We start from the raw sequence: 24,627 nt of genomic DNA on the forward strand, positions 1-24,627 counted from the left end.
CATCAGTAAGCAAGACTGATATTGTCAATCCATAGAGTGCTTCCGAGAGAGGCTCCTTTGACAGGATCAGCCGAGGTGACTATCGAGGCGGTCTCTTCAGCAATGGTGCCGACCGAAGCCGAGGAGGCAAACATCAGTCTCATGCCGCTTGCCTTGATGCCGAAACGGGTGTAGGACAGCGGGGCCGTGAAGGCTGTATAACTGTTGGCTATAGGCAGATATGTACGGGCCGAGGCTATCACCTGCAGCTCACCGCCGACATCGCCATAGATTTCTATAATGGCTACTCCGGTGTCTGACGGGCTGTCAGGCGAGGGTGCGTATTTATAGAATCCGTTAAGCGACCGCGGTCTCGACTTCCAGTCGACAACATCCTTATAGCTCTCCTCCATGCTGAAGGCGCTGAAAGAATACTCTCCGAGGAAAAGCTTGCCCGCGGCACGGCAGGCCACATGCGGAACCACCGGAGAATACTGCAGATAGGGTCTGCCGGTCTGCGCATAGTCCGGAATATCCTCACCGCTGAGATCAAAGCCCACACTGCGCAGGCAGACGGCGAATTCGCCGCTTTTGACCTCATCGGATACCGTGAAGACCGACGGCTGCATATACCAGGTGTTATGATTAGAGGCGCGTGTGCTGAAAGTCTTGGCGTTGGTGTTGGCCCACTTCTGTGGAACCTGCTGTGAGAATGACTCGCGGTTCTGCCAGTTGTAGATAGCGACTTCGGTCTGTGAATAGCGGCCTCCGCTCGGCAGTCTGTCATAGACCACTCCCGATTTACGGTCTTCAAAGTCTGAATTAGGAAGCGCCGGGGCCTTTTCTGTCGTGAAGCGCTGTCCGGGGGTAAAGTCAGAGGCATCCGGACGGTCCATCATGGTTGCGGTCAGCGTGTATGAGGTGTTTGGCGAAAGTCCGCTCAAGGCAAGCACTCCGCTTTCCTCGTCACGCAAGAGGACCGGCCCCCTGCGCCCGTCGACGTAGAGCATCAGCCGGCGCACCACTGTCTCGACCGTAGCCTGGTCCGGGGCCATGACCCTGATCATGGCATAGGTGGCGAAGGGATCTGCCACAAGTTCGAATTCAGGCATACAGCGCTCTACGGTGAATTCGGCTCTGATCTCCTCGCAATACAATATACGGGCCCTGATGTCGGCATTGCCGTCAGGGATAGCAAACTCAAGTTCATATGACGAATCGCCGGCCGGTCTGACCGCAAGCACAGATGCCGGCTGCCACAGACCGTCGGCATCAAGAATCTCGATCCCGACATTTGAGGCGAAGTCCACGGCCCTGGTGCTGACCGTGAGCGATGCGGATGTGGCTCCGACGGGAGCGTCACCGACCGATGTTACCGAGATGTCGACGGCGGTGGTCTGCACCTGCAGCCTCAGCGGCTCGCTGACACGTCCGCAGTCATCTTCGGCTATGAAGCTGAAACATGACAGGGCTTCATCGTCAGTCAGGAAGACAAGTTTTCCGATCAGTGCGGTAAAGTCCACCGATCCGCCGGCCGATGTCAGATCGGACATGAGTCCGACAGCAGCAAAGGCAGCTTCATCTTCCGCAGAGGGATGCAGCAGATCAACAAGCACCGGGAATGACAGCGATGAGAGATAGGCCGACGATACCGAGAGCCAAAGATGCGAAAGCGGGGCTGCGGCGGTGACGGCTGCTCTGACCGGAGTTTCCGGCTGTTCGCCCTCAGGCACTGTCAGGATGCTTCCGGGAGTCCAGCCCGAAGCGGTCAGAGATGGCGGAAGGGCTGACAGGAAGTCGGCGCTAAGTGTGAACGATGCACTCTTGCCGGGAGCCGAGCAGGTGAGCACGGGGTCAGGGCCTGAGATGTCGGCACTTACCTCACACTCATAAAAGCAGCCTGAAAGGGCTGAGAAGTCAAGGCTTCTGAATGCGGTATGCCGCCCGTCAGGGAGTATGACGTCAAGATATATCCCGGTCTGTCCGGGTGTCAGATAGAGCAGGCGCGATTCATCGGGGCTGACGCGGTGATATTCTCCGCCCGGAGTGTGGACAAAGGCTGCGACTTCACCGATACCGGCTGTTATGGCGGGGCTGAAATCGAATGAAAAGGCACTGCTGACAAGGTGCATTGTCAGCGGCCATGTCAGCCGGCGGTCCGGTTCGACTACGGCCGAGACGGAGCCTGAGTAACACGGAGTGTCAAAGCCTTCGGCTCCTTTGCCGGAGATTGCTTCTATAAGATATGAGCCGGAGTAGTAGAGATCCTGCGCGGGAAAATCACAGAGTGATTTCCATGTGTGGGAGTAGCTGCCCTCGGCGGCTATCATCGTCACGCTTATCTGCGATTGTTCGGGCACACAGGGCGAGGCCACTATGATCTCCTGCGTGAGCGGATCGCGCAAGGTGGCGTCGACGGTCACGTCAAGCGACAGGCTTCCGGCTCCGTCTGATGCCCGGTCAGAGTCATCGGAGCAGGAGGTGGCGAGCAGTGCGAGTGGTAAAAACGTGATGAATGAGTGGCGGAGAGACATAGTTTAGTTGTCGGTCAGCAGCAGGTGGAAGGTCAGAGATCTATACGGGAGGCCTTAAGAGGTGTCTGAAGGAATATTTCGGCGAGTTCGGTGAACTTGTCGGGGTTTTCGGTGGTCAGGAATTCGCATGAGCCGCCTTTGGTGCACTTGGCATCCATTTCGGGATGGCGGCGCAGATAGTCGGCGAGACTGGCGCCTACGAGTTCACCCTGGGTGACGATGGTGGCGCGCGAGCCGATTTCGCGGCGGATCTTGTCGATCAGCAGCGGATAGTGAGTGCAGCCGAGAATCACGGTGTCTATTTCAGGCTCCTGGGTGAAGAGTTCATCGACATATTTCTTCACAAAATAGTCGGCGCCGGGCGAGTCGAATTCCTTGTTTTCGACCAGAGGCACCCACATGGGGCAGGCCACGGAGACGGTGCGGAACTGGGGGAAGAACTTGGCGATCTCTATGTCATAGGTGCCTGAGCTTACGGTGCCGGGGGTTCCGAGCAGGCCTATATTTCCGTTTTTGGTTATATGACCGAGGGCTTCGACCGTGGGTATGACCACGCCGAGCACACGGCGCGATGGATCCCATCCGGGCAGGTCTTTCTGCTGGATGGAGCGCAGGGCTTTGGCCGATGCGGTGTTGCAGGCGAGGATCACCAGCTGGCAGCCGCGGCTGAAGAGGGCTTCCACTGCCTGACGGGTGAAGCGGTAGACTACGTCGAACGAGCGTGTGCCGTAGGGAGTGCGGGCATTGTCGCCGAGATAGAGGTAGTCATACTGCGGGAGAGTTTCGCGGATGCCTTTGAGTATGGTCAGGCCGCCGTAGCCTGAGTCAAAAACGCCGATTGGGCCGGGTGCTGAAGGAAACATGGTTCAGTGTTTTTTTTGAAGGTGGGTGAAACGAGAGGCGAAGAGCTGTCCGGGCCTCTGTCCTTTATCAGCAATCTCCGGCTGCAAGCAAAACGCATTGCGGCCGGAGATAGTTTTATCAGATCTGGGTAATTATTCTGTTCAGGCTACGACTGTCAGGAGATAGTCATAGAAGTAGCTTACGATGCCGAGGCCGATGATGCCTGCAACGCAGATCCACATGCCGAGACGTTCGGAGCATGCCGAGCGGAATGTGGCGATCGGGCTGTCGCTTTCATTGATGAACATGGCCTTCACAACGAGCAGATAGTAGTAGAGGGAGATGATGGTGTTGATGAGGGCAATGAGCACCAGCACGTAGAGAGCGGCTGAGGCGGTTCCGTTGAGGGCGGCTGTGAAGACAAAGAATTTGCTGAAGAAGCCTGCAAACGGGGGGATGCCGGCGAGGGAGAACATGGCGAGCATCATTGTGAACGACAGACGGGGGTTGGTCTTGTAGAGACCGTTGTAGTCGGTCATGTCTACCTTGCCTGTGGCGTTTTCAATGGCTCCGATCACGCCGAAGGCGGCGAGGTTGGAGAAGACGTAGACGAGGGTGTAGAACATGAGAGCCGAGACGCCCATATTGTTGTCGCCGATGATTGCGAGCATTATGTAGCCTGCCTGAGAGATCGACGAGAAGGCGAGGAAGCGCTTCATGTTGGTCTGGCGGATGGCGAAGAGGTTACCGACTGTGATGGTAAGGATGATCAGAGCGTAGAGCATCCATTCCCATGCCTGGGCGTAGAATTGACCGAATACCTGGGTAAGGACCACAAGGAAGGCGAAAGCCGCCGAGCCTTTGGAGATGACCGAGAGATATGAGGTCACCGATGTGGGTGCACCCTGATAGACGTCGGCTGTCCAGAGGTGGAAGGGAACGAGCGAGAGTTTGAATCCGAAACCGGCCATCACGAAGGCGAGGGCTACCGAGAGCATCACGCCCATGCGGCCTGCGAGAGCTCCGGTGATGCCGTCGTAGTAGAGAGTTCCGGCCAGACCGTAGACAAACGAGAGACCCATCAGGAGGATTGCCGAAGAGAATACGGCGGTGAGGACGTATTTGATGGCGGCCTCATGGCTTTCATAGCGGTGCTTGTCAAAGGCGACAAGTGCGCAGAGGGGAAGCGAGGCAGTTTCGAGGCCGATGATGAACATCAGGAAGTGGCGGCTCGAAATCATCAGATACATGCCTAAGAGGGTCAGAAGTATCAGTTCGTAGAATTCGCCGCGGCGCACTGCGGTGAATTCGGAGTTGGCCCATTTGACGGACTGGATGAGGACGATGAACACGCCGACATTAAGAATGTTTTTGATAGCCACCATCACGGGTGAAGTGACATACATTCCGGCGAAGGCGGTCTCAGGGGCCTTGACCACGGGGCAGAATCCCCAGGCGACGAGCACACCCATGAGAACGGTTGCGATCATCGGGACGGCTTTTGCCGAACGGGGGCTGCAGAAAGTGTCATAGAGGAAGACTAATAGGAATACGATTAACAATCCTATTTCCTGCTTGAGTGCTAAAAACTGTGAGTAATCCATTGCTATTAATCTATAGATTAGTTCAGACCGATAACGGTGAAGATTTCAGGGCTGAAAGTGAACTTGATAAGATCGACGAAGAAGTTGGGGAAGAAACCGATGCCGGCCACGCAGACGATGAGTCCGGCGGTGGCTACACGTTCCCACCACTTGGCGTCGGTGAGTGTCATGTGGTGCTGGTCATAGACGGGACCGTAGAGGAGCTTGCCTACGACGCGGAGGATGTAGACGGCGGTTGTCACGATGGAGCTGCAGGCCACTATGACGAAGACGCGGTGGAAGAGGTCAGAGTGTTCGAACGATCCGACAAAGATTGTCATTTCGGCAACGAAGCCGGAGAGACCGGGGAGACCGAGGGAGGCCATGCCGGCGATGACGTAGCAGACCGAGAGATAAGGGAGGATCTGCATCATGCCGCCCATCTCGCGGATGTCGCGGGTGTGGGTTCGTCCGTAGATCATACCGATGAGGGCGAAGAAGAGGGCTGTCATCAGACCGTGGGAGAGCATCTGCATGATGGCTCCGGTCATCGCTGTGGTGTTAAGCATGAGGATGGCGAAGAGCACCAGACCGCAGTGTGACACCGATGAGTATGCGTTGATGTATTTGAGGTCGTTCTGGACGCATGCGCTGAAGGCTCCGTAGACAACCGAGATGCCGGTGAGGATGAGGAAGATCCAGGCTAGTTCGTTGGCGGCGTGGGGCATCAGGTAGATGGCCACACGGAAGCAGCCGTAGCCGCCGAGCTTCATGAGCACACCTGCGTGGAGCATCGACACTGCTGTGGGGGCCGATGCGTGGCCGTCAGGCGACCAGGTGTGGAAGGGGAACATGGCGCCGAGCACACCGAAGCCCACGAAGGTCATCGGGAAGAGGAATGTCTGCCAGCCGTGGCTGATGGCGTCGTTCTGGGCAATCTCAAGGATGTTCCAGGTGAGGGGCTGTCCGGCGGGAGCGGAGTGGTAGTAGATGCCGATGAGGCCGAGCATGAGGAATGCCGATCCGCCCATGAGCATGAGGGTGAGTTTCATCGCCGAGTAGTTCTTGTTGCCGCTGCCCCAGACACCGATGAGAAGATACATCGGGATGAGGGCGACTTCATAGAACATGAACATGGTGAAGAGGTCGATGGAGATGAAGAATCCGTAGACACCGGTCGACAGGAGGATGAGCCAGAGGAAGAATTCCTTGGGCTGCGGGATTTCCCATGAGGCGAAGCTGCCTGTGATGAGGATTACGCCGGTGAGGATGAGCATGGCTATCGAGATGCCGTCGACACCAACGGCGAGGTTGATGTTGAGCGGAGCGAACCACTGCCAGGAGTCGACCCAGAGCATGGGGTCTGTGGCTCCGGCGGCGCGGAGTGCGAGATAGTCGACGAGAAGCCAGACCGAGAGGGCTGTCAGGACAACCGAGCCTGTGACTGCCACTGCCCGGATCTGCTTGATGTTCCGGCAGAGGAAGAGTCCCAGCAGCATGACCACGGGGATCACCACGAAGTAGATCAATATATTGGAAAACATATCGCGTTACTATATTTTTCTTAACAGGTTAACAGATTCAGAGGACACAGATGGCGGTTATGATGCCGAGCACGACAGCTCCGATGAGATACCACCAGATGTACATCTGCACTTTGCCGCTCTGGAAGCCGCGGATGGCGTAGGATGCCTTGTTGGTGACATAGGCGAATCCGTCCATTGTGCCGTCGATTATGTGGCGGTCAAACCAGGCGATGGGCTTGCAGATTCCGTCGAAGATGATGCGGCGGGTGATGAAAAGGTAGATTTCGTCCCAGTAGAAGCGGCGGTTTGCAGCTGTCCAGAGCCAGCGGCAGGAGTCGGCCATGCGCCGGGGCTTGTCGTTTTTCTTCATGTAGAGCCAGGCTGAGAATGCAATCGAGAGGATGGCTACTCCCATGCTGAGTCCGGCGATAGACCAGTCTATATGGATGTGATATTCGTGGCCGTCGAAGGTGACGAGCTGTCCGAAGGGGATGAATCCGGCGATGATCGAGACGATTCCGAGGAAGATCAGCGGGAAGGTCATGGCGAAGCCGGGGTCGTGGGGAAGATGGCCGTGGTGTTCTTTCTCGTAGTCGGGGTTGTCCCACCAGAAGACGAGGAAGTACATGCGGAACATGTAGAAGGCGGTCATTGCGGCTACCATCATCATCCAGATGCCCCAGAAAGTACCGTTGGCGAAGCAGGCCGAGAGAATTTCGTCTTTAGAGAAGAAACCTGCGAATGGCCAGATGCCTGCGATGGCGAGACAGCCGATGAGGAAGGTGATGTGGGTTATAGGCATGTATTTGCGCAGGCCGCCCATCGCGGTGTAGTTGTTTGAGTGGACTGCGTGGATGAGCGAGCCGGCTCCGAGGAAGAGGAGGGCTTTGAACATGGCGTGGGTGAAGAGGTGGAACATGGATGCCATGTAGCCGAGACCTTCGTGGATGGCAACGTTGTTTTTGGATGCCACGCCGAGCGATACCATCATGAAGGCGATCTGCGAGATGGTCGAGAAGGCGAGGATGCGCTTGATGTCGATCTGAGCGCAGGCCACCATTGCGGCGTAGAATGCTGTTGCGGCTCCGACTACGGTGATGAACATCAGAGCGGCGTCTTCAAGCATGTAGAGCGGGAAGAGACGGGCCACGAGATATACACCGGCCACAACCATTGTGGCGGCGTGGATGAGGGCCGATACGGGGGTCGGGCCTTCCATCGCGTCGGGGAGCCAGATGTGGAGGGGTAGCATGGCCGATTTGCCCATACCTCCGGTGAAGATCAGGACGAGGGCCCAGGTGAGTCCGGAAGCGCCGAGGAAGGTGACGCCCTCGAAGCTTGCGAGGACGGCCTGCGGGTTCTGGGTCATCGGGAGGAAGTCGAGATGATGGGTGAAGTATGAGAGGACGAGGATGCCGATGAGGAATCCGAGGTCGGCGAAGCGGGTGACGATGAAAGCTTTCTTACATGCCGATACGGCCGAGGGGAGGGTGTAGAAGAAGCCGATGAGTAGGAACGATGATGCGCCCACGAGCTCCCAGAAGATGTACATCTGGAATATGTTGGTCGCTACAACGAGTCCGAGCATCGAAAAGCTGAAGAGCGAAAGGAAGGCGTAGTAGCGCTGGAAGCCTTTCTCTCCGTGCATGTAACCGAGCGAGTAGACGTGGACCATGAATGAAATTGTCGGGATGACAATGAGCATCATGGCTGAGATCGGGTCGAGAAGGAAACCGATGCGGATTGCGAGCGCGGGGGTGAACTGCAGCCAGGTGTGGTTGAAGATCACGGCCTGCAGGCGTGTGGTGCCGTCAATGAATTCAGGGTTTCCTGAGAAGTAGTAGGTGAACGCCGTGTAATAGGACAAGACCAACACGGTTCCCATGCCGAGCGTTCCGAGCGTACCGGCGAGTTTGTGACTCATCTTGACTCCCGCCAGTCCTAAGAGGAGGAACATGAAGAGCGGGATTGCCAATATAAGAATAGGTATTGTAATATCCATAGGGCGTGATTAATTTTTCATTTTTGTTGCGTCGCGGACGTCAATGTTTTTGCTTACCCGGAAGAGGTTGATGATGATGGCGATTGCGAGTGCGGTCTCGGCTGCGGCGATGGCGATTCCGAAGAGGGTGAACATCCATCCTTCCATCGAGGAGGGGAAGAGGTAGCGGTTGAAGACCACAAAGTTGATGTCGACCGCATTGAGCATGAGCTCAAGGGATATGAGCATGGCTATCATGTTGCGGCGGGTCAGGAAGCCGTAGACGCCGCAGCAAAACATCACGATTGCGGGAACGAGATACCAGATCAGTGTAATATCCATTGGTGAAATGTTTGAATTAGCGTTTACGTGCGATTACGACACCACCGATTATGCAGGCGAGCAGCAGTACGCTGACGGCCTCGAACGGCAGAAGATATTGTCCGTAGTTTGTGCCGAGCATTGCTTCGCCGATGCGGTGCATTGACGGGTTGGCCATAGAGGGCAGCGATGTAAAGAGGTCGGCAGAGCGTGAGCAGAGGGCCCAGGCACAGGCTCCGGCTGTGGCGAGAGCGCCGACGAGGCCGAGAAATTTTTTGCGCGAGGTTAACTGCTTGCTGTTGTCACCGGGATGAGTCGTGAGCAGGATTGCAAAGACGAAGAGGACCACTATACCGCCGGCATAGACCGCAATCTGAACCGAGCCGAGAAACTCGTAGTCGAGTTTGAAGTAGAGGGCTGCGGTCGCGAAAAGGACGAAGAGCAGATATGTGGCCGCACGCAGGATTTTGCGTGTGGTGACAGTCAGTACCGAGAAGATGACAATCGACAGGGCGATTATCCAATAAAAGATTGTACTTCCTACTGATTCCATATACTGTGATAGTAATTAATTATCGTGATTGGTGATGAAAAGAGGTTCAGTTTGCGGCACCGGCGTTTTTCTCGGCTTCGCGTTTTGCCTTGAGGGCAGCGGCTTTTTCGAGCGCGGCGCGGATCTTGGCCTCTTTTTCAGGATCGCCCTTTGCGGCGGCGAGTGCCTTTGCGGCGGCGTCGTCAGCGGCTGGAACCTGGGCTGCGGGGGCGGCCGGTGTGGCGGCTGCGCCTGCTGCGGCGGCTTTCTTGGCTTCGGCGGCTGCCTTGGCGGCTGCTATTTTGGCTTCTTTCTCGGCTTTCATCTTCTCGATCTGCTCAGGGGTGGGCTGAGGTTCGGGCTTTTCAGGGAGATAGTTGAGAAGCTTGACGAGTTTGCTGCGGGTGTAGAGCGCCTGCTCGAAGTCATTGCTGAATTCAAGGGCGTCAGTCGGACAGTTTGTCACGCAAAGCTGGCAGAAGGTGCAGCTTCCGAGATCGTAGTGATATTTGTCGAGTTTCTTTTTCTTTTTACCGTCCCATGTTTCGACGGTCTTGATGTCGAGGGAGATGGTGTTGTTTGGGCAGACACGCTCGCAGGTGCCGCAGGCGATACATTTGTGGTCGCCCTGGTCGTCATACTTGAGTGTAAGGATTGCCCTGAAGCGGTCGGCGACAGGCAGATTGTCTCGGTTGTCGGGATACTCTTCAGTGATTTTGGGGGTGACAAATTCCTTACCGGTTACCTGCATGCCTTTTACAAGGCTGGCTATGCCGGATCCAAGATTTGAGAAATACTCTTTTACACTTCCCATGTCAATTGTACTCTTTCGGTTATGTGCTGTGGATGTTATGATCGGATTATTTTTTTTGCTTTGGCGCCGTGTCAGTCTCTTACCTGTCCGCCGACTATGTCGAGAAGCTCGGTGGTGATACTCTGCTGGCGGAGTTTGTTGTATTCGAGCTGAAGCTGTTCGAGGAGTTTCTTGGCGTTGTCGTTGGCACTCTGCATGGCCATGATGCGGGCGGCTTGCTCTGAGGCGCGGTTTTCGGTGAAGATTTCCTGCATGACGGCCAGAAGGAACATCGGGAGGACGGAGACGAAGATCGTCGGGGCGTCAGGCTCGAAGATGTAGGGCCGGCAGAGGGTTTTGGCTCCTTCGGCCGCGAATGATTCGGGGCAGACGGGGAGAAGGGCGTCGCAGCGGGGACGCTGGCGGCTGACCGACTGGAAGTTCATGTAGAGAATTCTCACGCTGTCAAACTCGCCTGCGATGAAGCGTTCTTCAAGGCTGCGGGTGAACTGCTTGACGGCTTCGCCGCTTGATTTGGAATCGACTCTTTCAGCGTGGCTCACGGTGATGCCGGGCAGGGCGGTGAGGCGTCCGGCGGCTTTGACCATTTTGCGGCCTACGGGGATCAGAGTGATCCTGACCTGGTCGCCGTAAATTTCGCGGAGCTGGCCGATGGATTTGACGAGTTCCTTGTAGATATTGATGTTATAGGCTCCGCAGAGACCGTCGTCACTGCCGAGGACCACGATTGCCACCGAGGCAACGTCACGCGCCTCGGTGAGGGGTGATGAGAACTCGGCGTCGGCTGAGAGGAGGTTGCCTATGATGTTCTCTATCTGCTGGCGGAATGGCAGGAGGCGACGGAGATCGCCCTCGGCACGGTGCATCTTGGCCGAGGAGATCATCTTCATCGCGCCCGTGATCTTCTCGCTGGAAGCCACGGAGCCGATTCGTCCTTTTAGTTCGCGGAGTGTTGCCATGTGAGCTTTGGTTGCTGTTCTTCTTATTTATATGATCCCGAAATTTCAGCCGCTGCTTCGGTGAGCTTGGCGGTGATGTCGTCATCAAGCTTTCCGGCGCGGATTGACTCCATGACTTCGGGATATTTTGTGTTGACGAGCTGGAGGAAGTTTTTCTCGAACTCGGCAACTTTGTCGATGGGCACGTTTTCAAGCAGCCCTTTGGTGCCGCAGTAGATGACGGCCACTTCGTCTTCGACCTTCATCGGGGCGTACTGAGGCTGGATGAGCAGGCGTTCGTTTTTGCGGCCTTTGTCGATGACGCGGGCGGTCACTGGGTCGATGTCGCCGCCGAATTTGGTGAACGATTCGAGCTCGCGGAACTGTGCCTGGTCGATCTTGAGCGTGCCGGCCACTTTTTTCATTGATTTGATCTGCGCGTTACCGCCCACACGCGACACGGAGATACCTACGTTGATGGCCGGGCGGATGCCTCGGTTGAAGAGAGCGGTTTCGAGGAAGATCTGGCCGTCGGTGATCGAGATCACGTTGGTGGGGATGTAGGCCGAAACGTCACCTGCCTGGGTCTCGATGATAGGGAGCGCGGTGAGCGAGCCGCCGCCTTTGACTCTGTCTTTGAGCGAGGCTGGAAGGTCATTCATCTGGCTTGCCACCTGCTGGTTGTCGATGATTTTGGCGGCACGTTCGAGCAGACGGCTGTGGAGATAGAAGATATCGCCGGGATATGCTTCGCGGCCTGAGGGGCGCTTGAGGATGAGCGAGATCTCACGATAGGCCACGGCCTGCTTCGAGAGGTCGTCATAGACGATGAGGGCATCGCGGCCGGTGTCGCGGATGTATTCGCCGATGGCTACTCCGGCAAAGGGGGCGTAGTAGCGCATTGATGCGGAGTCGGCGGCGGTGGCTGCGACTACCACGGTGTAGTCGAGCGCTCCGTGCTGACGGAGGGTCTCAACGATGGCTGCTACGGACGATGCTTTCTGTCCGATGGCCACGTATATGCAGTAGACAGGTTTTCCTGCCTCGAAGTTTGCGCGCTGGTTGATGATGGTGTCAATGGCGATGGCTGTCTTGCCGATCTGGCGGTCGCCGATGATGAGCTCGCGCTGTCCGCGGCCAATGGGCACCATTGAGTCGATTGCTTTCAGACCTGTCTGGAGCGGCTGCTTGACGGGCTGACGGAAAATAACGCCGGGGGCCTTGCGTTCGAGGGGCATGGGGAAGAGTTCGCCCTGGATTGGGCCGCGGCCGTCGATAGGTTCGCCGAGTACGTTGATCACGCGACCGAACACGCCGTCGCCTACGTGGATCGAGGCGATCTCGCCTGTGCGCTTGACGGTCATGTTTTCAGTAACGTTGTTGATTTCGTTGAGGAGGATGACACCCACATTGCTTTCCTCAAGGTTGAGGGCTACACCTTTCACTCCGTTTTCAAATTCTACAAGCTCGTTGGCGCAGACATTGTCGAGACCGTAGACGTGGGCTACTCCGTCGCCTACTTCCAGAACAACTCCTGTCTCTTCGAAAGACACTTTGGAGCTGACGTTCTCCAGCTGCTGTTTTAAGACCTGAGAAATCTCGCTTGGGTTTATCATTTTGGTATGAGGGGGATGTGAAGTTGGTTAGTTGCTTAAAAGTTTCAGACGCAATTGTTTGAGTTCATCGGCCACAGAGGCGTCAAGCTTCTCGTTGTTGATTGTTACGGTGAAGCCTCCTATGAGGGAGGGGTCGACGCGATGGTGATACTCCATTGTTCCGCCGTCGAGATGGCGGAGGATGAGTTTGCGTAGCCGTTCTTCCTCGGCCTGCGCCATCGGGGCGGCAGAGGTGACGGTGACAAGGTAGATGTGATGCTGGCTGCGATATAGCTTCATGTAGGCGAGAGCTATGTCACGGGCGGCATCAAGGCGGTTGTTGTCAGCTAAAAGCTGCAGGAAGCGGGCATAGACTTCATCGTTTCCTGAGGCTCCGGCAGCGGTTGTCAGGAGTTTCATCTTGTCGGCTGCAGGGATGAAGGGGTTGCCTACGGCCTGCTGGAGCGACGGCTCGGAAGCGAAGGAGCTTTCAAGTGCGTGCATCAGGTCATAGATGCGTCGGTCGGCCTTCTTCTCGGAGGCAAACTCGAAAAGCGCTTTTGCGTATCGGCTTGGGATGAGACCTTGATTCATTGCTTGGTGGTTGGAACCTTAGGGTTAACGGATGATGAGAGTAGTGGAAGTTTAGAGGGGAGGCTGCCGGAAATGCGGAGCTGAGGTTCTTGCCCTTGCCGTTCCGGAGCTGACGGCCAGAGTGGCTGCCGGCCCGGTACGGCTGGAGGGATATCAGTTCTGTTTTTCCATTTCGTCAAGCAGAGAGCTTACGAGCTGTTCCTGGGCTTTTTCGTCTTTCATCTGGTTGCGGACGACTTTCTGTGCGATGTCGAGGGCAAATGACGAGACTTCGTTGCGGAACTGCTGCTCGGCTTGCTTGCGTTCCTGTTCGATTGACACTTTTGCTGCGTCCATCACCTTTTTGGCTTCGGTCTGCGCTGCGGAGCGGGCTTCTTCGATGATCTGGGTTTTCATCTTGTCGGCTTCGCGGAGCATGTCGGCCTGCTGGCGACGGGCGTCGGCTATGTATTTATCCGCCTCTTCGCGGGCATGGTCAAGCTGTTGTTTGGCATTTTGAGCATACTCCACACCTTTGTCGATGAGGTCGGCTCGGTCAGACACTCCTTTCATGATCGCCGGCCAGCCCCACTTCCACAGGACGAAGAAGAGGATGGCGAACGATACGAACATCCAGAATATCAGACCGAAATCAGGCGTGAAAAGTTCCATTTTTCAGATAGATGAAGCTTGGAGATCAGCCCACAAACATTGCGAGGATACAAACGATAACAGCGAAGAGGGCCACACCTTCGATAAGGGCGGCGATAACGATCATGTTACTGCGGATGTCGCCGGTTGATTCGGGCTGACGTGCGATAGCTTCCATGGCGGATCCACCGATCTTGCCGATGCCGATGCCGGCGCCAATTGCTGCGATTGCTGCACCGATGCAAACGCCGATGCCGAGGGTTCCTTCGATAGCTGCTAAAATCATTGCTAACATAATTGCGGGAGATTAAAGGGTTATTTTGATTTTTTTGGTTATGCGTGGGTTTCTGTGCCCGTGGAGGCCGGGAGGCCGGGGGCGTGGGGGTCTTCTTCCTTCTTGTGGTCTTCATGATGGCCTTCTTCCTGGCCGAGGGCTATGAAGAGGGTCGAGAGCATGGTGAACACGTAGGCCTGGATGAAGCTCACAAGCACGTCGATCAGAAGCATGAACACCGAGAAGATGATGCTGACCACGGCTGTGGCGCCGGTCACGACCGGACCCATAGCTGCGAAAATGAAGATGAGGAGGGTGAGCACGATCACGATCATGTGGCCGCCCATCATGTTGGCGAATAGACGGACTGTCAGCGCTGCGGGTTTGGTGAACACGCCGAAGATTTCGATGATAGGCATGATCGGGAGGGGCCATTTGAGCCACCAGGGCACATCGGGGTTGAAGATTTCTTTCCAGTAGTGTTTGGTGGCGAAGATGTTGGTGATCAGGAAGGTGATTATGGCAAGCACGAGAGTCACGGCTATGTTGCCTGTGAGGTTGGCGCCGCCGGGGAAGATCACTATCAGGCCCAGGAGGTTCATCACGAGAATGAAGAAGAATACTGTCAGAAGATAGGGGGCGAATTTGTTGGCCTTGTTTTTGAGGGTGGGTTTGATGACACCGTCATAGATGAAGAGGATCACAAATTCGATGGCTCCGGTCATCTTGCGTGGGGCTTTGAGGCCCTGGTTGCGGTGCCAGCGGGCAACCGAAAGGATGCTCCAGATGACCAGCAGGACTGCGATGAAGACGCCGCAGACGTTTTTGGTGATGGAGATGTCAACGGCGGGTTTCACTTCCTTGCCGTCGATTATCTCCACTACTTTTCCCTTGTAGGGGCTGTCTTTTCCGGCTATGCGGAAAAGCGCCGAGCCGTCGCGGTATTCCTTTCCGTGGTCCACTCGCGCCGAGGAGAATACGTGGAGTCCGTCACTGCCCCAGACTATTACAGGCAGGGGTATGCTCTTGTGGTGATTGAACGGCACTTCCCAGCCGTAGCGGTCGCCAAGGTGCTCGAAGATGATGCCCTGGGCGTCAACGGCTCCGCTTTTCTCCTGGGAGTCGGCCTCATGACCGGAGGCGCGGCCCGCAAGGGGAAGCAGAAGGGCCACAAAGGCCATTGCGATTGCTGCGAGAATATTTCGTTTCATCATCACCATTATTAATATATGCAGACTGACACGATGTTGCTGTCGACATCGACTATTCCGCCACTGACGCTGATGCGCTGCTCTTCGCCTCCGGCGGCCGCGGTGTAGCGGATTTCACCGGGGGTCAGAGTTGAGATCAGAGCGGCATGGCCGGGAAGGACGGTGAAGGCGCCGAGCGCACCGGGAAGATGCACTGCTTTGACTTCTCCCTGAAAGAGGATGTCTTCTGCCGAGATGACTTTTAGTATCATGCTTTATCTGCTGTTTTGAGAGATTCGGGTGGAGTGGTTTGCTGGGGAGGGAGGCTTATTTCGAAACTTCCGCAAGGAGTTTCTTGCCCTTTTCGATGGCTTCGTCGATGGTGCCGACGTTGAGGAATGCCTGTTCGGGATATTCGTCCATCTCTCCGGAGAGAATCATTTTGAAGCCGCGGATGGTCTCGCTCAGGGGTACCATGACACCGGGCAGGCCGGTGAACTGCTCGGCCACGTGGAATGGCTGCGAGAGGAAGCGCTGGGCGCGACGGGCGCGGGCTACCACGAGTTTGTCTTCGTCGGAAAGTTCATCGACACCGAGGATGGCGATGATGTCCTGAAGCTCGTTGTATTTCTGAAGAAGCTGCTTGACAGCCTGCGCGGTATTGTAGTGGTCTTCGCCGATGATGTTCGGGTCGAGGATTCGCGAGGTTGATTCCAGAGGGTCTACGGCGGGATAGATGCCGAGCTCGGAGATCTTACGCGAGAGCACTGTGGTGGCGTCAAGGAAGCTGAAGGTGGTGGCAGGCGCGGGGTCGGTCAAGTCATCGGCAGGCACGTAGATGGCCTGGACTGAGGTGATCGAGCCGTTTTTGGTTGAGGTGATTCGTTCCTGCAGGGCACCCATTTCAGATGCGAGGGTGGGCTGATAGCCTACAGCCGAAGGCATACGGCCGAGGAGCGCCGACACTTCCGATCCGGCCTGGGTGAAACGGAAGATGTTGTCGATGAAGAGAAGGATGTCCTTGCCACCGCCGTCCTGATCGCGGAACTGCTCGGCCACGGTGAGGCCTGAAAGAGCCACACGCAGACGTGCGCCCGGAGGTTCGTTCATCTGACCGAAGACAAGGGTTGCCTGCGACTGGGCCACCTGGTCCATGTCGACATCAGCGAGGTTCCACTCGCCTTTTTCCATGCCTTCTTCAAATTTCTTGCCATATTTCATTACGCCGCTCTCAATCATCTCGCGCAGAAGGTCGTTGCCTTCACGGGTACGCTCGCCGACACCGGTGAACACCGAGAAGCCGTTGTGGCCTTTGGCGATGTTGTTGATGAGCTCCATGATGAGCACTGTCTTGCCCACACCGGCGCCACCGAACAGACCGATCTTACCACCCTTGCTGTAGGGTTCGAGAAGGTCGATGACCTTGATGCCGGTGAAGAGAATTTCGGTGCCGATTGTCAGATCGTCGAATTTCGGCGCAGGCTGATGGATCGGGCGGAGTTCTTCGCGCTTCAGTTCGGGAAGACGGTCGATGGCATCGCCGATCACGTTAAGGAGTCGGCCTTTCACCTGCTCGCCGGTCGGAACGGCGATGGGACGTTCGAGGTTGTCGACACGCATTCCGCGGCGAAGACCGTCGGTACTCTCCATAGCCACACAGCGCACGGTGTCTTCGCCGATATGCTGCTCAACTTCGAGAATGAGCTCTCCTCCCTCCGGACGTGTTACCTTGAGAGCCGTGTAGATCGGGGGGATGAGATTGTCTTCACCATCGAAAATCACGTCGACCACAGGACCGATTACCTGGGCGATCTTGCCGAATTTTTCACTCATCGCGTTTATAGTTTTTTGGCGAGCAGGCCTGTCAGTTGGTCTGATGGCCGGCCGTTTGGTTAGTTTATTTTGTGTGAGAGATATTTTTTGTGTTTAGAGATACAATCCGAATGTTACAACAATTACCATGAGCACAAGGTTGAACAGATTGATCGGAAGAAGGTATTTCCATTCGAGTGTCAGCAGCTGGTCGATGCGCAGACGGGGGAAAGTCCACTTGAACCAGATGATGATGAATGAAAGTGCGATCGCCTTGCCGATGAACCACACAAACGATGGTATATAGTCCATTACGTGGTTGAAAGCGTCAAGTCCGGGGATGTGGAGAGGCATCCAGCCGCCGAAGAAAAGGAGGGCGGCGACACCTGACACGATGAAGAGGTTGAGATATTCGGCAAGATAGAAAAATCCGAAGTGAATACCGGAATATTCGGTGTGATAGCCGGCGGTAAGCTCACTTTCGGCTTCAGGAAGGTCAAACGGGCCGCGGTTGGTTTCGGCTGTGCCGGCGATCATGAAGATCACAAAGGCGATGATGGCCGGAATGTGGCCTGAGAAGATGAACCACAGATGACTCTGGGCTTCAACAATGCCTCCTACCGACATTGTGCCGGCCATGACAACCATTGTCACCACGCAAAGTCCCATCGAGAGCTCATAGCTGACCATCTGCGCGCCTGAACGAAGGGCGCCGATGAGGGTAAACTTATTGTTTGATGACCATCCTGCCAGAAGAATGCCAAGCACGCCGATCGAAGAGACGGCAAGGAGGAAGAAGATGCCGACGTTGAAGTCGATGATCTGAAGTCCATTGCCCCACGGAAGCACGGCAAAAGCGAGCATCGAGGCTATGATTACCAAATATGGAGCCAGTGCGAAGAGAAATTTGTCGATATGGTTCAGCGAGATAAGCTCTTTGATGAGAATCTTGAACATATCGGCGATACTCTGCATCAAGCCCCAGGGGCCTACACGGTTCGGGCCGAGACGGCACTGGAAATAGGCGCACACCTTACGCTCGAAAAGAATGTAGAAAAGGGCCAGGACTGCATAGAGCAGCATCAACCCTACTCCGATGAGCAGACATTCGAGGGTCACGGCAGCCCATTCGGGGATGTAGTCCGTGAGGAAAGAATGAAGCCAGGCGGTTCCTACTGATAAGTCTTGCATATTGAAAAGTTACTTATAGTTTACTCTCTGTGTTTGTTGACTCGTATTTTTTCACTTGAATTCTGTTTCTGCGGCATCAGATCCGGATCAGCGGTCGATGTCAGGAACGATATAGTCAAGCGAACCTCCGATTGTGATAAGGTCGGCGATCTTCTGGCCGTCGGTGATGTGGTCGACCACAGCTGCGGCAGGAAGACACGGAGGTGCTATCTTAAGACGATAGGGACTTGTTGTGCCGTCGCTTTCAAGATAGATTCCGAACGTGCCGCGGCAGCCTTCGACCATCTTGAACCAGTGGCCTACGGGGAGCTTGAGCACTTTGGGCACCTTCACGCAGTAATCGCCTTCGGGAATGTTGTCGACAAGCTGTGCGATGATGCGCGCGCTCTGGACCATTTCGTCCATGCGGACTTTGAAACGGGCCATCGAGTCGCCTTCCTCGCGCACCACTTCTTCGAAATCGAGTTCGGAGTAGATGCTGTAGGGGGCACACTTGCGCACGTCGCAGGCCCAGCCTGAGCCTCGGCCGTTGGGGCCTGTCACAGCCCAGGAAATGGCGTCTTCACGGGTGAGCACACCGACGTTTTCCATTCGGTTGCGGGCAATGACGTTACCGGTGAATATCTTGTTGTACTCCTTGATGTTTGCGGGGAGCACGTCGAGAAGCGCGTGGACATCTTTCACGAAGTCGGGATGCAGATCCTGCATTACGCCACCGATGCAGTCATAGTTGAAAGTCATGCGCGCGCCGCAGGTCTTCTCCATGATGTCGAGAATCTGCTCGCGGACACGGAGGGTGTAGAAGAGCATGGTGGTCGCGCCGAGGTCCATGCAGTAGGTGCCGATGAAGAGACAGTGGGAGGCGATGCGCGAAAGCTCGTCCATGAGCACTCGGATCACCTGGGCACGGCGCGAGATTTCGATGCCTGCGGCCTCTTCGATGAGCATGCAGAGACAGTGGTGATAGGGATGCGCCGAGAAGTAGTCGAGACGGTCCATGAAGTGGAGGGTCTGCGGATAAGTCAGCTTCTCGCATATCTTTTCAACTCCGCGGTGGATATAGCCGAGGTAGATATCGATCTTCTTGATGGTCTCGCCGTCAATTGCAGTGCGGAAACGAAGCACACCGTGGGTTGCCGGGTGCTGCGGGCCGATGTTGACCACGAAGTCTTCCGGCTGGAAGATGCGGCGCTCGTGCTTTTCGATTTTTCCGTCGGCAGTCTCGGTCCAGACGTCGGTGAAGTCAGTCTGGCGTTCGTTTTCAATCGAGACAGGGTTGATCGAAGGATCTTCGTCATAATCCTTGCGCAGGGGATAGCCTTTCCAGTCGAGATTGAGGAAGAGGCGGCGCATATCGGGGTTGTTGATGAAGATGATCCCGAAGAAGTCATAGACCTCGCGTTCATAGACGGTCGCGATGGCCCAGAGATCGAAAATCGAATGGATGAGCGGACGCTCACGGTCACCGGTGGCCATGACCTTCACGGCGAGGTGAGTGTTGAATTTTGTGGAAGTGAGGTAATAGACACAGCCCATACCGTTTTCCTTCCAGTCCATACCCACGATTGTCACAAGGAAATCAAATGAGAGGTCAGCGTCGTCGCGAAGGGTCTTCGCGAAATCGTGCCACTTGGCGTCGGGTACGGTCACCTGCATTATATCGCCGTCTTCAATGACAGCCTCAGGCAACAGCGTTGAGATCTTTTCCCGGATGTTGGACATATTATATGTGTATAATAATGTGGTGTATTATCAATGAAATCAGTCGTTCACTCCGGGAACCGGATGTGCTTTAAGAAATTCGGCCTGCTTTTCCTGGCGGTTGACACCTCCGAAGAACTTCTCGACCTTGATCTTGCGTGAGAGCTGCATGATACCATAGATCATGGCTTCCGGACGGGGAGGACAGCCGGGGATGAATACATCTACCGGGACAATATCCTCAATGCCCATAGCCACGTGATAGCTCTTCTTGAACGGACCGCCGGAGATGGCGCAGCTGCCGCAGGCAATCACATATTTCGGCTCTGCCAGCTGATCATAGAGACGGCGGAACACGGGCACCATGCGGTGGACAATCGTACCGGCCACCATCATGAAGTCGGCCTGACGTGGCGAGGCACGGGCAACTTCCCAGCCGAATCGCGCCATGTCATAACGGGCGGCTCCAAGCGACACAAATTCGATGCCGCAGCAACTGGTGGCAAAGGTGAGCGGCCAGATAGAGTTGGAACGCCCCCAGTTGATAAGTTTGTCAAAAGAACCGACAACCACGTTGGTGCCGCTCTCCTGAAGTATCTTGACAAGATCCTCGATGTATTCGTTGTCCTTCCATGCCTCGTAGGGCATGCCTTGAGTAGTTACTTCCATTCAAGAGCTCCTTTCCGCCAGGCATAGACAAGGCCCAGCACAATGATTCCAAAAAAGACTGCGATCGCCGTGAGGCCTGAGGTTCCAAGCTCATGGACTCTCACTGCCCAGGGATAGAGAAACACGGTTTCTACGTCAAACATCAGGAAGAGTATGGCAAAAAGATAATATCCCACCTTGAACTGAGCCATAGACTCACCTCTGGTAGGAATACCGCACTCATAAGCCTCACCCTTCTGCGGGTTGAACGAACGTGGAGAAATGAGACCCGCAAGCCATAAAGCGATGGCGACAAGAGCAACGCCCGTCAAGAGCGCCACAACAGCAAGGGTCACATTCTGAATTGCCAATGCTATCATAAAGTAATTAATACGGTTTCTTTACTATAATACACTGTATTCCAGTGCGATAAGCCAACATTAGGACTCCAACGGGCACAAAAATCCCGAATCGCAGTGCAAATATAGTCAAAATTTCCCAAAACTCCCCAAACTTTTTTAGATGCTTTATAACAATATATACCTAAAACCGACAATCTTAGCCAAAGCGGCCAAACCAAAAGGTGGATGCCGGAGCGCGGGGGGATTGCGATTGGTGGGGGATTGCGGTGAGGATTGCTGGGGGGGTGGGGATATCCCGAAGCAGAGTAATTGCAGAAGAAGGGATATAAAAAAAGCGGGCCGGAAGCTGTCGCTGTGACAGGATCCGGTCCGCGGTTTAGAGGGGGCGGTTATCTACTTTCCCACTTTCGTAGTATCATCGACGTGGTGAGGTTTAACTTCTCTGTTCGGAATGGGAAGAGGTGGAGCCCTCACGCTATGGCCACCTTAGTATCGTTAAAAAAGAGGTGACTGGAAGCGAAGCTGATGTTCTTCAGCTATCTCGCGAGTTTGTATTTCAGACGCTCTGAACTGAACCAGAGGCTTTGTTATCGTTTGCCGTTGCTTTGATGTTCTGCCGGCTGAAATTGTTTTTGTGTGTTTGGGATTGCTCCCAAGAAAGGGTTTGGGCGATTAGTATCGCTCGGCTGTGTACGTTACCGCACCTGCACCTGCGACCTATCTACGTCTTCGTCTTAAACGGCCCTTATGTGGAGATCTTATCTTGAGGGGGGCTTCGTGCTTAGATGCTTTCAGCACTTATCCTTACCCGACGCGGCTACCCGGCGGTGCTCCTGGCGGAACAACCGGTAAACCGGAGGTCGGTCCAACACGGTCCTCTCGTACTAGTGTCGGGGCCTCGCAAATCTCCTGCGCCCACAACAGATAGAGACCGAACTGTCTCACGACGTTCTGAACCCAGCTCGCGTGCCACTTTAATAGGCGAACAGCCTAACCCTTGGGACCTTCTCCAGCCCCGGGATGTGACGAGCCGACATCGAGGTGCCAAACCACTCCGTCGATATGAGCTCTTGGGAGGGATCAGCCTGTTATCCCCGGAGTACCTTTTATCCTTTGAGCGATGGCCCTTCCATGCGGAACCACCGGATCACTATGCTCTAGTTTCCTACCTGTTCGACTTGTCTGTCTCTCAGTCAAGCGCGCTTGTGCCATTACACTCTGCGGCCGGTTACCAATCGGCCTGAGCGCACCTTTAGAAGCCTCCGTTACGCTTTTGGAGGCGACCACCCCAGTCAAACTACCCACCAAGCAGTGTCCGCGCCGATGCGCGTTAGAAACCAGATGTGCAAAGGTCAGTATTTCAACGTCGACTCCACGATGACTGGCGTCACCGATTCTCTGTCTCCTGACTATCCTACACATCGCACACCCGGTCACAGTGCTAAGCTGCAGTAAAGGTTCACGGGGTCTTTTCGTCCCGTTGCGGGTAATCGGCATCTTCACCGATACTACAATTTCACCGAGCTCACGGTTGAGACAGTGTCCGGATCATTACACCATTCGTGCAGGTCGGAACTTACCCGACAAGGAATTTCGCTACCTTAGGACCGTTATAGTTACGGCCGCCGTTTACCGGGGCTTCAATTCAATGCTTCTCTTGCGATGACATCTCCTCTTAACCTTCCGGCACCGGGCAGGTGTCAGGCTGTATTCTTCATCTTTCAATTTCGCACAGCCCTGTGTTTTTGTTAAACAGTTGCCTGGACCTATTCTCTGCGCCCCTCCCGCGAAGGAGGGGACCCCTTATCCCGAAGTTACGGGGTCAATTTGCCTAGTTCCTTAACCGTGAATCTCTCGAGCGCCTTGGTATGTTCTACCCGACCACCTGTGTCGGTTTGGGGTACGGGTCCCTTCAGGATTAAGTTTAGCGGATTTTCTTGGGAGCCTGATTACCTCCGCTGTCGGATTGCCACGGGGGCTCTCCGTACTGTCCCGTTTCAGCATCTGAGGCGGTTTTGCCTGCCTCAGATATACCTACGCGGTTTAACGTGCTATTCCGTCAGCACGCGGGAGTGTCACTTCTCCGTCTCCACGTCACTCCTGAAGGGAGTAACGGAATGTTGACCGTTTCTTCCATCGGCTGCGCCTTGCGGCTGTGCCTTAGGTCCCGACTGACTCTGATCCGATTAGCGTTGATCAGAAACCCTTGGTCTTGCGGCGAGGGGGTTTCTCGCCCCCTTTGTCGTTACTTATACCTACATTTGCTTTTCCGGGACCTCCAGCCAGGCTCGCGCCTGACCTTCTGCGGCTACCGGAATGCTCCCCTACCAATCAACGGTTTAACCGTCGATTCCACGTCTTCGGCACCGGACTTATGCCCGATTATTATCCATGCGGGATCACTCGACTAGTGAGCTGTTACGCACTCTTTAAATGAATGGCTGCTTCCAAGCCAACATCCTAGCTGTCCTTGCAATCCCACCTCGTTATTGTCTTCAACTTAGCCCGGATTTGGGGGCCTTAGACGGTGGTCTGAGTTGTTCCTCTCTCGGACGCGGACCTTAGCACCCGCGCCCTCACTCCCGGGGATCGTGCCGTGGCATTCGGAGTTTGTCAGGACTTGATAGGCGGTGAAGCCCTCGCATCCTATCAGTCGCTCTACCTCCACGGTACTGCGCCCGAGGCTGCACCTAAATGCATTTCGGGGAGTACGAGCTATCTCCAAGTTTGATTGGCCTTTCACTCCTACCCTCAGGTCATCCGAAAGCTTTTCAACGCTTACCGGTTCGGTCCTCCAGTGGGTGTTACCCCACCTTCAACCTGCCCAAGGGTAGATCACTTGGTTTCGCGTCTACCGCCGCTGACTAGATTGCGCCATATTCTGACTCGCTTTCGCTTCGGCTCCGTCCATCCGTGGACTTAGCCTCGCCAACGACGGTAACTCGTAGGTTCATTATGCAAAAGGCACGCCGTCACTGCACGAAGCAGCTCCGACCGCTTGTAGGCACATGATTTCAGGGTCTGTTTCACTCCTCTGTTCGAGGTTCTTTTCACCTTTCCCTCACGGTACTGGTTCGCTATCGGTCTCTCGGTAGTATTTAGCCTTACGGGATGGTCCCCGCGGATTCGGCCAGGATTTCTCGTGTCCCGGCTTACTCAGGTGCCGTCTCTGTCAGTCGTCTGTTTTCGCCTACGGGGCTGTCACCCGCTGCGGCGCCCCTTTCCAGAGGCTTCGGCTAACTTCTGACTGTCCATTTGCTGACGGTCCTACAACCCCGGTCAGTGCCTGAACACCGCCGGTTTGGGCTCTTGCGCGTTCGCTCGCCACTACTGGCGCAATCATTGGGTTATTTTCTTTTCCTTTGGGTACTGAGATGTTTCAGTTCCCCAAGTTCGCCTCTTCCATTCGGAAGATACTGCCTGTTCGGGCAGTGGGTTGCCCCATTCGGAAATCTGCGGATCAAGGGATATTTGCTCCTTCCCGCAGCTTATCGCAGCTTATCACGTCCTTCATCGCCTCCGAGAGCCCAGGCATCCTTCATGTGCCCTTCTCTCCTTTCTTTATGACCTTAGTTTTCA

Annotated in this window: 20 protein-coding genes and 2 rRNA genes; all 22 read right to left on the bottom strand. The window is 55.3% G+C overall.

Annotated features, from left to right (window positions below; translation table 11 throughout):
• Positions 1–2 precede the first annotated feature (2 nt).
• Complete coding sequence (locus FDZ78_RS06105) at positions 3–2,513, bottom strand: DUF4493 domain-containing protein (protein WP_124075931.1); 2,511 nt, start codon at positions 2,511–2,513, stop codon at positions 3–5.
• A gap of 32 nt (positions 2,514–2,545) precedes the next feature.
• A complete protein-coding gene (gene murI, locus FDZ78_RS06110) occupies positions 2,546–3,376 on the bottom strand; it encodes a glutamate racemase (protein ID WP_123397854.1) in 831 nt (276 codons plus the stop codon).
• Between the two features lie 141 nt (positions 3,377–3,517).
• Entirely contained in the window at positions 3,518–4,960 is a 1,443-nt protein-coding gene (locus tag FDZ78_RS06115; protein ID WP_123397853.1) for an NADH-quinone oxidoreductase subunit N, read from the bottom strand.
• A gap of 17 nt (positions 4,961–4,977) precedes the next feature.
• Positions 4,978–6,483, bottom strand: coding sequence for a NuoM family protein (locus tag FDZ78_RS06120; RefSeq protein ID WP_107033124.1), 1,506 nt, complete (start codon positions 6,481–6,483; stop codon positions 4,978–4,980).
• Positions 6,484–6,520: 37 nt separating this feature from the next.
• Complete coding sequence (gene nuoL, locus FDZ78_RS06125; RefSeq protein ID WP_107033123.1) at positions 6,521–8,467, bottom strand: NADH-quinone oxidoreductase subunit L; 1,947 nt, start codon at positions 8,465–8,467, stop codon at positions 6,521–6,523.
• Between the two features lie 9 nt (positions 8,468–8,476).
• Positions 8,477–8,788: an NADH-quinone oxidoreductase subunit NuoK gene (gene nuoK / locus FDZ78_RS06130; protein ID WP_107033122.1), complete on the bottom strand. Its 312-nt coding sequence runs from the start codon at positions 8,786–8,788 to the stop codon at positions 8,477–8,479.
• 16 nt (positions 8,789–8,804) lie between these two features.
• Positions 8,805–9,320: an NADH-quinone oxidoreductase subunit J gene (locus tag FDZ78_RS06135; RefSeq protein WP_107033121.1), complete on the bottom strand. Its 516-nt coding sequence runs from the start codon at positions 9,318–9,320 to the stop codon at positions 8,805–8,807.
• A gap of 46 nt (positions 9,321–9,366) precedes the next feature.
• The gene (locus FDZ78_RS06140) at positions 9,367–10,113 is read right to left on the bottom strand and encodes an NADH-quinone oxidoreductase subunit I (RefSeq protein WP_107033120.1); all 747 of its coding nucleotides are present in this window, start codon (positions 10,111–10,113) and stop codon (positions 9,367–9,369) included.
• A 71-nt stretch (positions 10,114–10,184) separates the two neighbouring features.
• A complete protein-coding gene (gene atpG, locus FDZ78_RS06145) occupies positions 10,185–11,072 on the bottom strand; it encodes an ATP synthase F1 subunit gamma (protein ID WP_136408232.1) in 888 nt (295 codons plus the stop codon).
• Between the two features lie 23 nt (positions 11,073–11,095).
• Positions 11,096–12,667, bottom strand: coding sequence for a F0F1 ATP synthase subunit alpha (gene atpA / locus FDZ78_RS06150; RefSeq protein ID WP_136408233.1), 1,572 nt, complete (start codon positions 12,665–12,667; stop codon positions 11,096–11,098).
• 27 nt (positions 12,668–12,694) lie between these two features.
• Positions 12,695–13,240 carry a F0F1 ATP synthase subunit delta gene (locus FDZ78_RS06155; RefSeq protein WP_123397848.1) on the bottom strand — a complete coding sequence of 182 codons (546 nt, stop codon included), beginning with the start codon at positions 13,238–13,240 and terminating at the stop codon, positions 12,695–12,697.
• Positions 13,241–13,393: 153 nt separating this feature from the next.
• Positions 13,394–13,891, bottom strand: coding sequence for a F0F1 ATP synthase subunit B (atpF, locus tag FDZ78_RS06160; protein ID WP_107033116.1), 498 nt, complete (start codon positions 13,889–13,891; stop codon positions 13,394–13,396).
• 25 nt (positions 13,892–13,916) lie between these two features.
• Positions 13,917–14,168, bottom strand: a complete 252-nt coding sequence (gene atpE / locus FDZ78_RS06165) for an ATP synthase F0 subunit C (protein WP_162496197.1) — start codon at positions 14,166–14,168, stop codon at positions 13,917–13,919.
• A 35-nt stretch (positions 14,169–14,203) separates the two neighbouring features.
• Positions 14,204–15,355 carry a F0F1 ATP synthase subunit A gene (gene atpB, locus FDZ78_RS06170; RefSeq protein ID WP_124075938.1) on the bottom strand — a complete coding sequence of 384 codons (1,152 nt, stop codon included), beginning with the start codon at positions 15,353–15,355 and terminating at the stop codon, positions 14,204–14,206.
• 11 nt (positions 15,356–15,366) lie between these two features.
• Positions 15,367–15,606: a F0F1 ATP synthase subunit epsilon gene (locus FDZ78_RS06175; protein WP_123397846.1), complete on the bottom strand. Its 240-nt coding sequence runs from the start codon at positions 15,604–15,606 to the stop codon at positions 15,367–15,369.
• Between the two features lie 55 nt (positions 15,607–15,661).
• Positions 15,662–17,167 carry a F0F1 ATP synthase subunit beta gene (gene atpD / locus FDZ78_RS06180; protein WP_107033113.1) on the bottom strand — a complete coding sequence of 502 codons (1,506 nt, stop codon included), beginning with the start codon at positions 17,165–17,167 and terminating at the stop codon, positions 15,662–15,664.
• Positions 17,168–17,260: 93 nt separating this feature from the next.
• Complete coding sequence (nuoH, locus tag FDZ78_RS06185; protein WP_107033112.1) at positions 17,261–18,337, bottom strand: NADH-quinone oxidoreductase subunit NuoH; 1,077 nt, start codon at positions 18,335–18,337, stop codon at positions 17,261–17,263.
• An 87-nt stretch (positions 18,338–18,424) separates the two neighbouring features.
• Positions 18,425–20,059: an NADH-quinone oxidoreductase subunit C gene (locus FDZ78_RS06190; RefSeq protein ID WP_107033111.1), complete on the bottom strand. Its 1,635-nt coding sequence runs from the start codon at positions 20,057–20,059 to the stop codon at positions 18,425–18,427.
• A 39-nt stretch (positions 20,060–20,098) separates the two neighbouring features.
• A complete protein-coding gene (locus tag FDZ78_RS06195) occupies positions 20,099–20,707 on the bottom strand; it encodes an NADH-quinone oxidoreductase subunit B (RefSeq protein WP_136408234.1) in 609 nt (202 codons plus the stop codon).
• Positions 20,698–21,066, bottom strand: coding sequence for an NADH-quinone oxidoreductase subunit A (locus tag FDZ78_RS06200; protein ID WP_107033109.1), 369 nt, complete (start codon positions 21,064–21,066; stop codon positions 20,698–20,700). Before FDZ78_RS06200 ends, FDZ78_RS06195 begins: the two co-directional genes overlap by 10 nt.
• 362 nt (positions 21,067–21,428) lie before the next feature.
• A 5S ribosomal RNA gene (gene rrf / locus FDZ78_RS06205) occupies positions 21,429–21,537 on the bottom strand.
• 163 nt (positions 21,538–21,700) lie between these two features.
• A 23S ribosomal RNA gene (locus tag FDZ78_RS06210) occupies positions 21,701–24,610 on the bottom strand.
• Positions 24,611–24,627: the final 17 nt, after the last annotated feature.

Origin of the sequence: Duncaniella sp. B8 (assembly GCF_005304985.1) — a bacterium.
Lineage (GTDB): Bacteria > Bacteroidota > Bacteroidia > Bacteroidales > Muribaculaceae > Duncaniella > Duncaniella muris.